General features: G+C 64.1%; 13 protein-coding genes. All 13 read right to left on the bottom strand.

The annotated features are described in order from the left end of the window. Window positions 1-52: 52 nt before the first annotated feature. Window positions 53-1333: an S-methyl-5-thioribose kinase gene (gene mtnK / locus IVB41_RS23320; RefSeq protein ID WP_247435320.1), complete on the bottom strand. Its 1281-nt coding sequence runs from the start codon at window positions 1331-1333 to the stop codon at window positions 53-55. 31 nt (window positions 1334-1364) lie between these two features. After that, window positions 1365-1712: a hypothetical protein gene (locus IVB41_RS23315; protein WP_027518238.1), complete on the bottom strand. Its 348-nt coding sequence runs from the start codon at window positions 1710-1712 to the stop codon at window positions 1365-1367. A 30-nt stretch (window positions 1713-1742) separates the two neighbouring features. Continuing rightward, a complete protein-coding gene (locus IVB41_RS23310; RefSeq protein WP_027518239.1) occupies window positions 1743-2018 on the bottom strand; it encodes a DUF1467 family protein in 276 nt (91 codons plus the stop codon). A gap of 9 nt (window positions 2019-2027) precedes the next feature. Then, window positions 2028-2432, bottom strand: a complete 405-nt coding sequence (gene mce, locus IVB41_RS23305; RefSeq protein ID WP_007603572.1) for a methylmalonyl-CoA epimerase — start codon at window positions 2430-2432, stop codon at window positions 2028-2030. Window positions 2433-2445: 13 nt separating this feature from the next. Continuing rightward, window positions 2446-4116: a ribonuclease J gene (locus tag IVB41_RS23300; RefSeq protein WP_247435317.1), complete on the bottom strand. Its 1671-nt coding sequence runs from the start codon at window positions 4114-4116 to the stop codon at window positions 2446-2448. Continuing rightward, window positions 4116-4922 carry a biotin--[acetyl-CoA-carboxylase] ligase gene (locus tag IVB41_RS23295; RefSeq protein WP_247435313.1) on the bottom strand — a complete coding sequence of 269 codons (807 nt, stop codon included), beginning with the start codon at window positions 4920-4922 and terminating at the stop codon, window positions 4116-4118. The genes IVB41_RS23300 and IVB41_RS23295 overlap by 1 nt, the downstream gene beginning before the upstream one ends. Window position 4923: 1 nt before the next feature. Further along, on the bottom strand, window positions 4924-6360 hold the full coding sequence (nuoN, locus tag IVB41_RS23290) for an NADH-quinone oxidoreductase subunit NuoN (protein WP_247435308.1): 1437 nt from the start codon (window positions 6358-6360) through the stop codon (window positions 4924-4926). Window positions 6361-6382: 22 nt separating this feature from the next. Further along, window positions 6383-7891 (bottom strand): NADH-quinone oxidoreductase subunit M, encoded by a 1509-nt coding sequence (locus tag IVB41_RS23285; protein ID WP_027567194.1) that lies wholly within the window; start codon window positions 7889-7891, stop codon window positions 6383-6385. 1 nt (window position 7892) lies between these two features. After that, a complete protein-coding gene (gene nuoL / locus IVB41_RS23280; protein ID WP_027567195.1) occupies window positions 7893-9992 on the bottom strand; it encodes an NADH-quinone oxidoreductase subunit L in 2100 nt (699 codons plus the stop codon). A gap of 61 nt (window positions 9993-10053) precedes the next feature. Next, window positions 10054-10362 (bottom strand): NADH-quinone oxidoreductase subunit NuoK, encoded by a 309-nt coding sequence (gene nuoK / locus IVB41_RS23275; RefSeq protein WP_007603558.1) that lies wholly within the window; start codon window positions 10360-10362, stop codon window positions 10054-10056. After that, a complete protein-coding gene (locus IVB41_RS23270; RefSeq protein ID WP_027518246.1) occupies window positions 10359-10997 on the bottom strand; it encodes an NADH-quinone oxidoreductase subunit J in 639 nt (212 codons plus the stop codon). The genes nuoK and IVB41_RS23270 overlap by 4 nt, the downstream gene beginning before the upstream one ends. Window positions 10998-11006: 9 nt before the next feature. Continuing rightward, window positions 11007-11495, bottom strand: coding sequence for an NADH-quinone oxidoreductase subunit NuoI (gene nuoI / locus IVB41_RS23265; RefSeq protein WP_026232873.1), 489 nt, complete (start codon window positions 11493-11495; stop codon window positions 11007-11009). A gap of 14 nt (window positions 11496-11509) precedes the next feature. Next, window positions 11510-12577 carry an NADH-quinone oxidoreductase subunit NuoH gene (gene nuoH, locus IVB41_RS23260; protein ID WP_007603555.1) on the bottom strand — a complete coding sequence of 356 codons (1068 nt, stop codon included), beginning with the start codon at window positions 12575-12577 and terminating at the stop codon, window positions 11510-11512. Window positions 12578-12580 lie beyond the last annotated feature (3 nt).

The following is a 12580-nucleotide window of genomic DNA, read 5'->3' as shown; positions in this document are numbered from 1 at the left end:
GGTTGACGTATGCGAGCGTCGCGCGGGCCCCGCCGATTTGCGAAGACGCCCGCTAGAACTCCGGCTGCCAGTCGCGCAATTTTCGCGCTGCAGAAGTAACGTCCGCGATGGCCGGAAACGCCCCCGCCTCCAGCATCAGCGCGCGCGCCAGCCGCACCGCGCGTGCTTCGCTGGTGGCGCGCCGGCGCGGATCATCGACCAGCTCGAAATCGATATTGTGGGCGAGGCCGAAGATGCGGCGGATGGTTTTTGCCGCGGCGAAACCGACCGTATCCGCGAACAGCCGCTGCATGTAGGCCTGCCGCTCGGCCTCCAGCCGTGCCGCGCCTGTCTCGCCGGCGAAGAGCGAGGCGGGATAGGCATCGCCTGCGGCGCCAGCGCGCCAGAGATCGAGGAACTTGCGGGCGAACGCGTTCCAGACCTGCTCGACCGTTTCCAGCACCCAGGCTTCGAAGGCACGCCGCTCGCCCGGCACGCGCTCATGGCCGGCGGAGGCAAAATAGGCCATTAGCAGGTTGGCCAGCACGGCGCCGACATCGAAACCCATCGGGCCGTAGAATGCGAATTCGGGGTCGATCACCCGCGTCTCGCCGTCCGTGACCATGATCGAGCCGGTGTGAAGGTCGCCGTGGAGCAGCGCCTCGGGGCTCGCCATGAACTTCAGCTTCAGCCGGGAGATCGCGACATGCAATTCCATGTCCTCGCGCAGCTCTGCGGCGAGCGCATCGAGATATGGCGCGGTCCAGCGGTTCTGCTCGGCGATGCGGTAGGGATCAGTGAAGATCAGATCCTCGGTGATCTTGCACAGCGCATGGTTGCCGGCGAAGGCTGCGATGCCCTGCTTCTTCTCGGCCGCCGACAGCGCGAGGTCGGAGGTGAAGAACAAGGTCTGCGCCATGAAGGTGGTGATGTCATCGACAAAGCGCGGATATTGCGAGCCTGCAACCATCCCCTTGCGCATGATGATGTGGGGCTCGAGCAGCTCCATCACCGTCAGCGCCAGGGCCTCGTTGTGATGCAGCAGCGCCGGCGCGAGGCCGGGCGCGAGCTCGGCCTGCCGCGACAAAGCGAGATATTCGTAATGAGCCCGGGACAGCGGCAGCGGCCAGCTCTCGCCAACCAGGCGGACATAGGGCAGCGCCTGCTTCACGGCGACGCCGCCACGGCCGCCCTTGACGATGAAAACGAGATTGAGATTGCCGTCGCCGACTTCGGTGATCGACCAGGAGGCCGGCTCGCCACCGAGGGTCGCAGCGATATCCGGAACGCCTGCGAGATAATCCCGCAAGGCCGCCTCATGCAGAATCCGGTAGTCCCCCTGCCCCTGCGCCATGACGATCCCATCCCATATAGGGGCCGGATCGTTACTCCCGCTCCAGGAAGCTCGAGCCGATCTCGGCCTTTCTTTTGATCGGATCGTAATCACAATAGACGCTGTCCGCCACCAGCGTGTAGCTGGCGCTGACAGTGTATTTGTCTGTTTTGACCGAGTTCAGGCCGATCACCGCGGTGCTCTTGCCGCCGTTCCATTTGAACGGCGTCGAGCTCTTGGCCTGCTCGCAGGCGACCACAGCCTCGTTGAAGACGTAGCCCTCGACGAACGCCTTCAGGGTGCGCACCTGCACGGCCATCTTCCACTCGAAATAGCCGATGGCACCGAGGCCGGCGACGATCAGCACCAGAAGCGCGACGACGATCCGCTGAAAAGTCATTGGTCCCCCAACAAAGCCAACCAAAAATTCTTAGAACGGCATGCCCATCAATTTCGACAGGCGTTCGATCGAGAGATAGCCGGCGTGATAGGCGACCATGGCGATCCCGTAGATGATGGCAGAGATGATGGTGGTCCAGATCAGCTTGCTCCTCATTCGCGTCAGGATCGGCGCACCGGGGTCGCTGCCCGGCACTCCGACGCCGTCCTCGTGCTGGCTGCGCACGCCGAACGGCAGCGTCAGGAACAGCGCGACCCACCAGATGACGAAGTAGATCGCGATTGCGGTTGAGATCTGGATGGCCATGGTTTCGGCCTATGCCTGCTCGATTTCGACCAGCGCGCCGGAAAAATCCTTCGGGTGCAGGAACAGCACCGGCTTGCCGTGGGCGCCAATCTTCGGCACGCCGTCGCCGAGCACCCTGGCGCCCTCCTTCACCAGCGTGTCGCGCGAGGCGATGATGTCGACCACCTCGTAGCAGACGTGGTGGATGCCGCCGTCGGCGTTGCGGTCGAGGAACTTTGCGATCGGCGAGGCTTCGCCGAGCGGCTCGATGAACTCGATCTTGGTGTTGGGCAGCGTCGCGAAAACCGTGGTGACGCCATGCTCGGGCAGCGCGACGGCCTCCGAGATCTGGGCCCCGAACGCGGCGCCATAGATTTTGGCGGCCTTGACGGCGTCCTTGGTCGCGATCGCGACATGGTTGAGCCGGCCCAGCATTGTGCTTCTCCCGTTACACTGTCAGGACGTGTACCAGACAGGGGGGCTTTTTACCCCAATGTTCGTTGATCACGGAGCGGACAGCGCGTCGCACCGACTCCGCCAGCGCATCCGCGTCGCGACGGCGCGCCTTCGGCAGGCCTTCGACAGTGGAGACCACGGCGTCGAACACGATGTCGTCGAAGGGCTCGCCCGCTTTGTTCTTCTCGGGGATGCCGACCAGTTCGACCGCGGGATCGTCGGCAAGCTCGCCCTGCTCCGTCATGACGATGGCGACAAAGGCGCAGCCGGAGAAGGCCATGCGGCGCCGCTCGACCACCGCGCGAGACTTGGAGTCCTCCAGAATCGTGCCGTCCTTGTAGAGACGGCCCGCAGGCACTTGCCCAATGATGCCGGGATCGCCGGGGCCGAGCTTGACCAGATCGCCATTGCGGCAGACCAGCACGCGCGGCACGCCGGCGGCACGCGCGAGCTTGGCGTGCTCGTTCAGGTGCAGGGCCTCGCCATGGACCGGAATCAGGAGCTGCGGCCGGGTCCATGCGATCATGTCGCGCAATTCGTCGCGGCGGGGATGGCCGGAGACATGGACCAGCTGGTCGCGGTCGGTGATGACCTCCACGCCCTGCAGAACCAGGCCATTGATGATCGCGCCGACCGCCTTCTCGTTGCCGGGAATGGTGCGCGAGGAGAAGATGACGCTGTCGCCGCGGTTGAGCGTGATCTCGGGATGGTCGTCATTGGCGATGCGCGCCAGCGCGGCACGCGGCTCGCCCTGGCTGCCGGTGCAGAGCGCCAGCACCTTGTCCTGCGGCAGGTGACCGTAGACCTCAGCGGAGCGGAAGCTCTGCACGCCGTCGAGATAGCCGGTCTCGCGCGCGACCTGCACCACGCGTTCCATGGCGCGGCCGACCACGACGACCTCACGGTCGGCGGCCTTCGCAGCGATGGCGACGGCCTTGAGGCGCGCGACGTTGGAGGCAAAGGTCGTGACTGCGACGCGGCCCTTGGCGGCCTTGACCAGCTCGGTGATGGATTTGGCAACCTCGGCTTCCGAGGGCGAGCGGCCGTCGCGCACGGCGTTGGTGGAATCGCCGATCAAGGCGAGCAGGCCCGCATCGCCGAGCTCCCGCAGCCGCTTTTCGTCGGTCGGGCGGCCGATGATCGGGGTCGGATCGATCTTCCAGTCGCCGGTGTGCAGCACCGTGCCAACGTCGGTGTGAATCGCCAGCGCATGCGACTCCGGAATCGAATGCGCGACCGGAATGAACTCGACGTTGAACGGGCCGATATCGACGCGCCCGCCCGACGGCACCACCGTCACCGGGATCTTCGGCGCATTGCGCTCGGCGGCGCATTTGGCCTCGAACAGCGCGGCGCTGAACTGCGTCGCGTAGATCGGGCATTTCAGCTTCGGCCACAGGTCGATGATGGCGCCGAAATGGTCCTCATGGGCATGGGTCAGCACCAGCCCCATCAGGTTCTTGCGTTCCTTCTCCAGGAAGCTGACGTCCGGCATGATCAGGTCGATGCCCGGCAGATGCTCCTCGTCGCCGAAGGAGACGCCGAGATCGATCGCCAGCCAGGCCCGCTGCTGGCGGTTGCCGAGGCCGTAGATCGACAAATTCATGCCGATCTCGCCGACCCCGCCGAGCGGTGCAAATACCAGTTCTTCAGGCTTCGCCATCACGCAGCTCCCACGGAGGCGACCGTGCCGAAGAACACCTCGCCCGCGGCCACCGGCACGCGCCGACCCTCCGCGGTGCGGACGATCAGGCAGCCGGTTTCGTCGATCGTGTCAAAAATGCCTTCCAGCGTCATCACTCCCGTGTGGATCGCGACCCGCTCGCCGAGGCCGGCGGCGCGCTCCAGCCACAATTTGCGAATTTCGGCAAAGCCGCGACCATTGTCCCAGATACCGCGGAATTCCACCCAGGCGTCCGAGAGCGCCGAGAACAACTCCTCCGCGCTGATCTGGACGCCGAGCGCGGCCAGTGACACCGCCGGTGTGGGCGTGCCCTCGGGCGCGGCGACGACGTTGGTGCCGATGCCGACAACGATGGCAAGACGCTCGGCGATGGCTTCGGCCTCCAGGCCGATGCCGACCAGCTTCTTGCCGCCGGCCAGCACGTCGTTAGGCCATTTCAGGGTGTAGCGGGGACGGCCCTCGCCGAGGCGCAGTGCCGCCTCCAGGCTGACCTTCTCCAGGGCGGCCTCCTCGGCCAGCCCGGCCGCAAAGCCGATCGTCGCGGCGACGGAAGGGGCGACATCGAGGACTTCGAGGACGCTGGCTGCTAGGTTACCCTTCGGTGCGATCCAGGCGCGTTGGCGGCGGCCACGGCCGGCGGTCTGCTCCGACGTCACGAACCACATCGGGTCGCGTTCGCCGCCCCTTGCGTGCTCGATCGCCTCGGTATTGGTCGAGCCGGTCCGTTCGAAAGCTGCGAGCTTGTAGCCCGCCGACGCCGCACGAGGACCGAGCGCGAATGCCATCCTAGAACAGCGACTTTGCCGCGGCGGAGGCAACGCTCACCACGGGACCTGCGAACAGGGCGAACAGAATGTTGAACAGGCCCGCGACCGCCAGCACCGTCTTGACTTCGACGCGCACCGGATCGACCTGTCCGGCCGGCTCGTCGAAATACATCGTCTTGACGATGCTGAGATAGTAGTAGGCGCCGACCACGCTGGTCAGCACGCCGATGACGGCGAGCGTGAACAAATTCGCCTTGATGGCGGCGACGAAGACGTACCATTTGGCGAAGAAGCCGGCGAGCGGCGGAATGCCGGCGAGCGAGAACAGCAGCATCGCGAACATGAAGGCGAGCAGCGGATTGGTCCGCGAGAGCCCCGCGAAATCGCTGATCTGCTCGACCGGCTGGCCGTTGCGCTTCATGGCCAGGATGATGGCGAAGGAGCCCAGCGTCATCGCGACATAGATCACGATGTACATCAACACGCCCTGCGCGCCCTCGACCGTGCCTGCGGCAAGACCGACCAGGGCAAAGCCCATATGGCCGATCGAGGAATAGGCCATCAGGCGCTTGATGTTGCTCTGTCCGATCGCGGCGAACGAGCCGAGCGCCATCGAGGCGATCGACACGAACACCAGGATCTGCTGCCACTGCGAGACGATGCCCGGGAATGCGGTCAGCGTAACGCGGGTGAAGACCGCGAGCGCGGCCACCTTCGGCGCCGAGGCGAAGAAGGCTGTCACGGGCGTCGGCGCGCCCTCGTAGACGTCGGGCGTCCACATGTGGAACGGCACCGCCGAGACCTTGAAGCAGAGGCCGGCGAGCAGGAACACGAGGCCGAACACCAGGCCGACATTCGAGATCGTCGCGGCCGCCGCGATGCCGGTGAAGGCGACCGTGCCGGTGAAGCCGTAGATCAGCGAGGAGCCGTAGAGCAGCATGCCCGAGGACAACGCGCCGAGCACGAAGTACTTCAGGCCGGCTTCGGTCGACTTGGCGTTGTCGCGGTTGGAGGCCGCCACGACGTAGAGTGCCAGCGACATCAATTCGAGGCCGAGATAGAGCGAGATCAGATCGCCGGCCGAGATCAGCACCATCATGCCGAGCGTCGAGAGCAGCACCAGGATCGCGTATTCGAAGATGCGGCGCGACGGATCCGACAGGAACTCGGTCGACAGCACCAGCGTCACCGCCGAGCCGATCAGGGCCAGGATCTTCATGAAGCGGGCAAAATCATCGACGATGAAGCTGCCGCCGAAGGTCACGTGCTTGCCCGCGGGCAACATGTATTCGAGCGCGCCGACCACGATCAGGAGCAGCACCGCGAGCGTTGTGACCGTCTTGGTGGTCTCCTGCCCGCGATAGGCGCCGAGCATCAGGAGTGCCATCGCCCCGACCGCGAGCACGAGCTCGGGCAGCACCGGCGCCAGTTGATAACCTGCAGTCTCAAAGCTCATGGCGATATCCTGACCTGCCCGCTCACTGGAGCAGTGCGGCGGCCTTCACGGCCGTCACAGCGGTGTTGTAATTGTTGACGAGTTGCTGGACCGAGGCCGCCGACATGTCGAGCACCGGCTTCGGATAGATGCCGAACAGGATCGTCAGCGCGATCAGCGGGAAGAGCGTCAGGCCCTCCCGGAAGGTGAGATCCTTCATGCTCGCCAGCGACGGCTTGACCAGCGCCCCGAACACGACCTTGCGGTAGAGCCACAGCGCATAGCAGGCCGACAGGATCACGCCGAAGGTGGCGAAGAACGCGGTCGGGATCGAGACCTTGAAGGTGCCGAGCAGCGTCATGAACTCGCCGACGAAGCCGGAGGTGCCGGGCAGGCCGACATTGGCCATGGTGAAGACCATGAAGGTCAGCGCGTAAAGAGGCATCCGGTTGACGAGGCCGCCATAGGCCGCGATCTCGCGGGTGTGCATGCGGTCGTAGACGATGCCGACGCAGAGGAACAGCGCGCCGGAGACGATGCCGTGCGAGATCATCTGGAACACGCCGCCGGCGACGCCCTGCATGGTGCCCGCGAAGATGCCCATGGTGACGAAGCCCATATGCGCCACCGAGGAGTACGCGATCAGCTTCTTCATGTCCTCCTGCATCAGCGCCACCAGCGAGGTGTAGATGATGGCGATGGCCGAGAGCGTGAACATCAGCGGCGCGAAGTCATGCGAGGCGAGCGGGAACATCGGCAGCGAGAAACGCAGGAAGCCGTAGCCGCCCATCTTCAGCATGATCGCAGCCAGGACCACCGAGCCTGCGGTCGGCGCCTCGACGTGGGCGTCGGGGAGCCAGGTGTGCACCGGCCACATCGGCATCTTCACCGCGAACGAGGCGAAGAAGGCAAGCCACGCCCAGGTCTGCAGCGAGCGCGGCACGGCGGTGTGCATCAGGGTCGGGATGTCGGTGGTGCCGCCGTTCCAGTACAGCGCCATGATGGCAAGGAGCATCAGCACCGAGCCGAGCAGCGTGTAGAGGAAGAACTTGAAAGACGCATAGACCCGGCGCGGACCGCCCCAGACGCCGATGATCAGGAACATCGGGATCAGGCCGCCTTCGAAGAACAGGTAGAACAGCACGAGATCGAGCGCCGAGAAGGTGCCGATCATCAGCGTTTCCAGAATCAGGAACGCCATCATGTATTCGCGGACGCGGTTGGTGATCGCCTTCCAGCTCGCGATGATGCAGAACGGCATGATGGCGGTGGTCAGGATCACCAGCGGCAACGAAATGCCGTCCACACCCATGTGGTAGGTGATGCCGGTGGCGAGCCAGTTCGCCTTCTCGACGAACTGGAAGTCGGCGCTCGACGCATCGAACCGCATGACCAGGATCACCGACACCGCGAAGGTGATCAGCGTGGTCCACAGCGCGATCCAGCGCGAGTTGCGCCGGGCCGCCTCGTCATCGCCGCGGCTGAGATAGACAATCAGCGCGCCGACCAGCGGCAGGAACGTCGTGACGGATAGAATTGGCCAGGTCGTCATTTTACTGGCCCCCAAAGCCGAACATGAACCAGGTGATCAGGCCGGCGGCACCGATCAGCATGGCGAACGCGTAGTGGTAGAGATAGCCGGTCTGGATTTTCACGACGTTGCGGGTGACATCCAACACCCGGGCAGAGACGCCGTCGGGACCGAGGCCGTCGATGATGAAGCCGTCGCCCTTCTTCCAGAGCTGGTAGCCAATCCACTTCGCCGGACGGACGAAGATGATGTCGTAGAGCTCGTCGAAGTACCATTTGTTGAGCAGGAACTTGTACAGCATCGGCTGCGTGTTCGCGAGCTCGACCGGCAGATAGGGCCGGCGGATGTAGAACAGGTACGACACCAGGAAACCCAGCACCATCATCACCGTCGGCAGGAAGGCGATGGTCTCGGGGATGTGGTGCATCTCCTCGATGATGTGCGGGTTCATCTTCACGGATTCGCGGAAGAACTCCTCGATGCCGTGACCGGCGAACAGCTCCTTGAACGGGAAGCCGGCCAGGATGGAGCCGACCGCGAGCACACCGATCGGGATCAGCATCCAGATCGGCGCTTCATGCGCAGCCTCGTAGTGATGATCGTCATGCGGCTCGCCGTGGAAGGTCTTGAAGATCAGGCGCCACGAGTAGAACGAGGTCAGGCCGGCCGCGACGACCGTCATCAGGAAGCCGTACATCGCGAACGGATTGTGCGAGGCGTAGGCCGACTCGATGATCGCGTCCTTGGAGAAATAGCCGGCGGTGAGCGGGAAGCCGGTGAGCGCGAGCGTGCCGACCACCATCACTGCGTAGGTGTAGGGGATCTTGCGCCACAGGCCGCCCATGTTGCGGATGTCCTGCTCGTGGTGCATCGCGTAGATCACCGAGCCGGAGCCCAAGAACAACAGCGCCTTGAAGAAGGCGTGCGTGAACAAATGGAACATGCCGACCGAATAGGCCCCTGCCCCCATCGCCACGAACATGTAGCCGAGCTGCGAACAGGTCGAGTAGGCGACGATGCGCTTGATGTCGTTCTGGACCAGGCCGATGGTCGCCGCGAAGAACGCCGTGGTGGCGCCGAAGAACATCACGACGGCCTGCGCGTTCGGCGCGAGCTCGAACAGCGGCGACAGGCGCGCCACCATGAAGACGCCGGCGGTGACCATGGTCGCGGCGTGGATCAGGGCCGACACCGGGGTCGGGCCTTCCATCGCGTCCGGCAACCAGGTGTGCAGCAGGAACTGCGCCGATTTGCCCATCGCGCCCATGAACAGCAGCAGGCAGGTCAGGGTCAGCGCGTCGGCGTGCCAGCCGAGGAAGTCGATGGTCTTGCCGGTCAAGCCCGGCGCGGCGTGGAAGATGGTCTCGAAATCGGTCGAGCCGGCCAGCAGGAAGATCGCGAAGATGCCGAGCGCGAAGCCGAAATCGCCGACGCGGTTGACCACGAAGGCCTTGATGGCGGCGGCGTTCGCCGACGGCTTCTGGTACCAGAAACCGATCAGGAGGTAGCTCGCCAGACCCACGCCTTCCCAGCCGAAGAACAGCTGCACGAGGTTGTCGGCGGTCACCAGCATCAGCATGGCGAAGGTGAACAGCGAGAGATAGCCGAAGAAGCGCGGCCGGTTCGGATCCTCGTCCATGTAGCCGATGGAATAGAGGTGCACGAGCGAGGACACGGTGGTCACGACCACCAGCATCACGGCGGTGAGCGTGTCGACCCGCAGCGTCCAGTAGACCTGGAGATCGCCGGAGAGGATCCACGGCAGCAGCGGAATGCGGATGTCGTGGTGCATGAAGCCGACATCGACCAGCGTCATCCAGGACAGCGCAGCCGACACGAACAGCAATGCCGTGGTGATCAGCTCGGCGCCGCGCGAGCCCGCCGCGGGCGGCTCGGAGACGTGGTGGTCGTCGTGGCCGTCACCGGGTTCGTGGTGAGTTTCGTGGATGACCGACGCATCCTCGTTGATCGTATCGGACGCATGGGCGTGCGCGCCATGACCGTGATCATCGTGATGCTCGACCGTGTCGCCCGAGGGGTTGCGGGCATGCGCGCCGAACAGCGCGATGAGGCCGGCCAGAATGGCGCCCAGCAGAGGCAGAAAGACGATTGCCTGGACCATGATTTAATCTTTCCGCATGATCTGGTCGGAAAACCGGTGTCCACTTTTCCGGATCATGCGATCAGCCCTTCATCAGATTGACGTCCTCAACCGCAATCGAGCCGCGGTTGCGGAAATAGACCACCAGGATGGCGAGACCGATTGCGGCTTCAGCGGCCGCCACGGTGAGCACCAGGAGCGCGAAGACCTGCCCGACGATGTCGCCGAGGAAGGTCGAGAACGCCACGAGGTTGACGTTGACCGCGAGCAGGATCAGCTCGATCGACATCAGGATGACGATGATGTTCTTGCGGTTCAGGAAGATGCCGAGGATCCCGAGCGTGAACAGGATCGCGCCGACCGCCAGATAGTGTCCGAGCCCGATCGTCATTTCACCCACTCCGCCGCGTCAGAATCCTGGAGCCCCTGCCCCGGCGCCACCTTGCGGATCGCCATCGCTATTTCGGGCGTGCGCGCGTTCTGAACGTTGATGTCCTGCCGCTTGACACTGGCCTTGTGCCGCAGCGTCAGCACGATGGCGCCGATCATCGCGACCAGCAGCACCATGCCCGAGAGCTGGAAGTAGTGGATGTACTTGGTATAGAGCACCAGGCCCAGCGCCTCGGTATTGGAGACGTTGGCCGGGATCGCCGCCGTGATCGTCTTGGCGACGCCGGGGTTGATGACCCAGAAGCCGACGGTGAGCAGCAGCTCGAACAGGAAGATGCCGCCGATCACGAGCCCGACCGGCAGGTACTCGATGAAGCCCTCGCGCAGCTCGAGGAAGTCGACGTCGAGCATCATGATCACGAACAGGAACAAGACCGCGACCGCGCCGACATAGACGACGATCAGGATCATCGCGAGGAATTCGGCGCCCATCAGCACGAACAGGCCGGAGGCGTTGACGAAGGCCAGGATCAGGTACAGCACGGAGTGCACGGGATTGCGCGAGACAATCACCATCACCGCCGAGGCGACGCAGACGCCGGCGAACAGATAGAAGAACAGCGCGGGAAGGATCATGCTCTCATCTCACCGGTACGGCGCGTCGAGTTCGATCGCTTTCGCGATCTCGCGTTCCCAGCGGTCGCCATTGGCGAGCAGCTTGGCCTTGTCATAGAACAATTCCTCGCGGGTCTCGGTCGCGAACTCGAAGTTCGGACCTTCGACGATGGCATCGACCGGACAGGCTTCCTGGCAGAGGCCGCAATAGATGCACTTCACCATGTCGATGTCGTAGCGCACGGTGCGGCGTGTGCCGTCGTTGCGGCGCGGACCGGCCTCGATGGTGATGGCCTGCGCCGGGCAGACCGCTTCGCACAGCTTGCAGGCGATGCAGCGTTCCTCGCCGTTCGGATAGCGGCGCAGCGCATGCTCGCCGCGGAAGCGCGGCGAGATCGGGCCCTTCTCGAAGGGATAGTTCAGCGTCGGCTTCGGCTGGAAGAAATAGCGCATCGCGAGGAAGAACGCCGAGACGAATTCCGACAACAGGAGCGAGCGTGCAGTGGCGTTGATGTTGATACCCATGACGGCCCTCACTTCGGCGCGATGCCGGCAAAGTGCAGCACACCGGCCACCACGATCACCATCGCCAGCGACAACGGCAGGAACACCTTCCAGCCGAGACGCATCAGTTGATCATAGCGGTAGCGCGGCACGATCGCCTTGGCCATCGCGAACAGGAAAAACATGAAGAACAGCTTTAGCGAGAACCAGATGATGCCCGGCACCCAGTTGAAGGGCGGCAGGTCCACCGGCGGCAGCCAACCTCCGAGGAACAGGATCGTCGCCATCGCGCACATCGTGGCAATCGCGACATACTCGCCGAGCATGAACAGAAGATACGGCGTCGAGCCGTACTCGACCATGAAGCCGGCGACGAGCTCGGATTCCGCTTCGACGAGGTCGAACGGCGGGCGATTGGTTTCCGCCAGCGCCGAGACGTAGAAGATCACGAACATCGGGAACAGCGGCCAGACGTACCAGTTCAGGATGGTGAGCTGCGGCAACCCGATCAGGCTGGCGAGGCCGCGGACATGCTGCGCCTCGACCACGGCCGAGAGGTTCAGCGTGCCGGCGCAGAGCAGCACCGTGATGATGACGAAGCCAATCGAGACCTCGTAGGACACCATCTGCGCCGCGGAGCGCAGCGCCGCCAGGAACGGATATTTCGAGTTTGACGACCAGCCGGCCATGATGATGCCGTAGATCGACAGCGACGAAATCGCGAAGATGAAGAGAACGCCGACATTGATGTCGGAGATCACCCAGCCGAGATTGGTCGGGATCACCGCCCAGGCGGCGAGCGCGAGCACGCATGAGACCAAGGGAGCAAGGAGAAACACGCCCTTGTTGGCGCCGGAAGGGATGATCGGCTCCTTCAGCACGAACTTGAGGAGGTCGGCGAAGGATTGCAGCAGGCCCCAGGGACCAACCACGTTCGGGCCGCGGCGGATCTGCACCGCCGCCCAGATCTTGCGGTCGGCGAGCAGGATGTAGGCGATCGCCACCAGCAGGACGACCAGCACCAGGACGCTCTCCGCGATCATGATGATCAGCGGCCAGAGGAACCCGGTCCAGAAGGCGCTTTCGAAGAATTCCATCAG

This window comes from Bradyrhizobium sp. 44 (assembly GCF_023073095.1).
Lineage (GTDB): Bacteria > Pseudomonadota > Alphaproteobacteria > Rhizobiales > Xanthobacteraceae > Bradyrhizobium.
The sequence above is the reverse complement of the archived record's forward strand: the minus strand, read 5'-3'. Positions and strand labels throughout refer to the sequence as shown.

What these genes read in the sequence shown, in the direction of transcription:
- mtnK (WP_247435320.1), bottom strand. Translation starts at nt 1,333, where the DNA reads ATGGCGCAGGGGCAGGGGGACTACCGGATTCTGCATGAGGCGGCCTTG.
- IVB41_RS23315 (WP_027518238.1), bottom strand. Translation starts at nt 1,712, where the DNA reads ATGACTTTTCAGCGGATCGTCGTCGCGCTTCTGGTGCTGATCGTCGCC.
- IVB41_RS23310 (WP_027518239.1), bottom strand. Translation starts at nt 2,018, where the DNA reads ATGGCCATCCAGATCTCAACCGCAATCGCGATCTACTTCGTCATCTGG.
- mce (WP_007603572.1), bottom strand. Translation starts at nt 2,432, where the DNA reads ATGCTGGGCCGGCTCAACCATGTCGCGATCGCGACCAAGGACGCCGTC.
- IVB41_RS23300 (WP_247435317.1), bottom strand. Translation starts at nt 4,116, where the DNA reads ATGGCGAAGCCTGAAGAACTGGTATTTGCACCGCTCGGCGGGGTCGGC.
- IVB41_RS23295 (WP_247435313.1), bottom strand. Translation starts at nt 4,922, where the DNA reads ATGGCATTCGCGCTCGGTCCTCGTGCGGCGTCGGCGGGCTACAAGCTC.
- nuoN (WP_247435308.1), bottom strand. Translation starts at nt 6,360, where the DNA reads ATGAGCTTTGAGACTGCAGGTTATCAACTGGCGCCGGTGCTGCCCGAG.
- IVB41_RS23285 (WP_027567194.1), bottom strand. Translation starts at nt 7,891, where the DNA reads ATGACGACCTGGCCAATTCTATCCGTCACGACGTTCCTGCCGCTGGTC.
- nuoL (WP_027567195.1), bottom strand. Translation starts at nt 9,992, where the DNA reads ATGGTCCAGGCAATCGTCTTTCTGCCTCTGCTGGGCGCCATTCTGGCC.
- nuoK (WP_007603558.1), bottom strand. Translation starts at nt 10,362, where the DNA reads ATGACGATCGGGCTCGGACACTATCTGGCGGTCGGCGCGATCCTGTTC.
- IVB41_RS23270 (WP_027518246.1), bottom strand. Translation starts at nt 10,997, where the DNA reads ATGATCCTTCCCGCGCTGTTCTTCTATCTGTTCGCCGGCGTCTGCGTC.
- nuoH (WP_007603555.1), bottom strand. Translation starts at nt 12,577, where the DNA reads ATGGAATTCTTCGAAAGCGCCTTCTGGACCGGGTTCCTCTGGCCGCTG.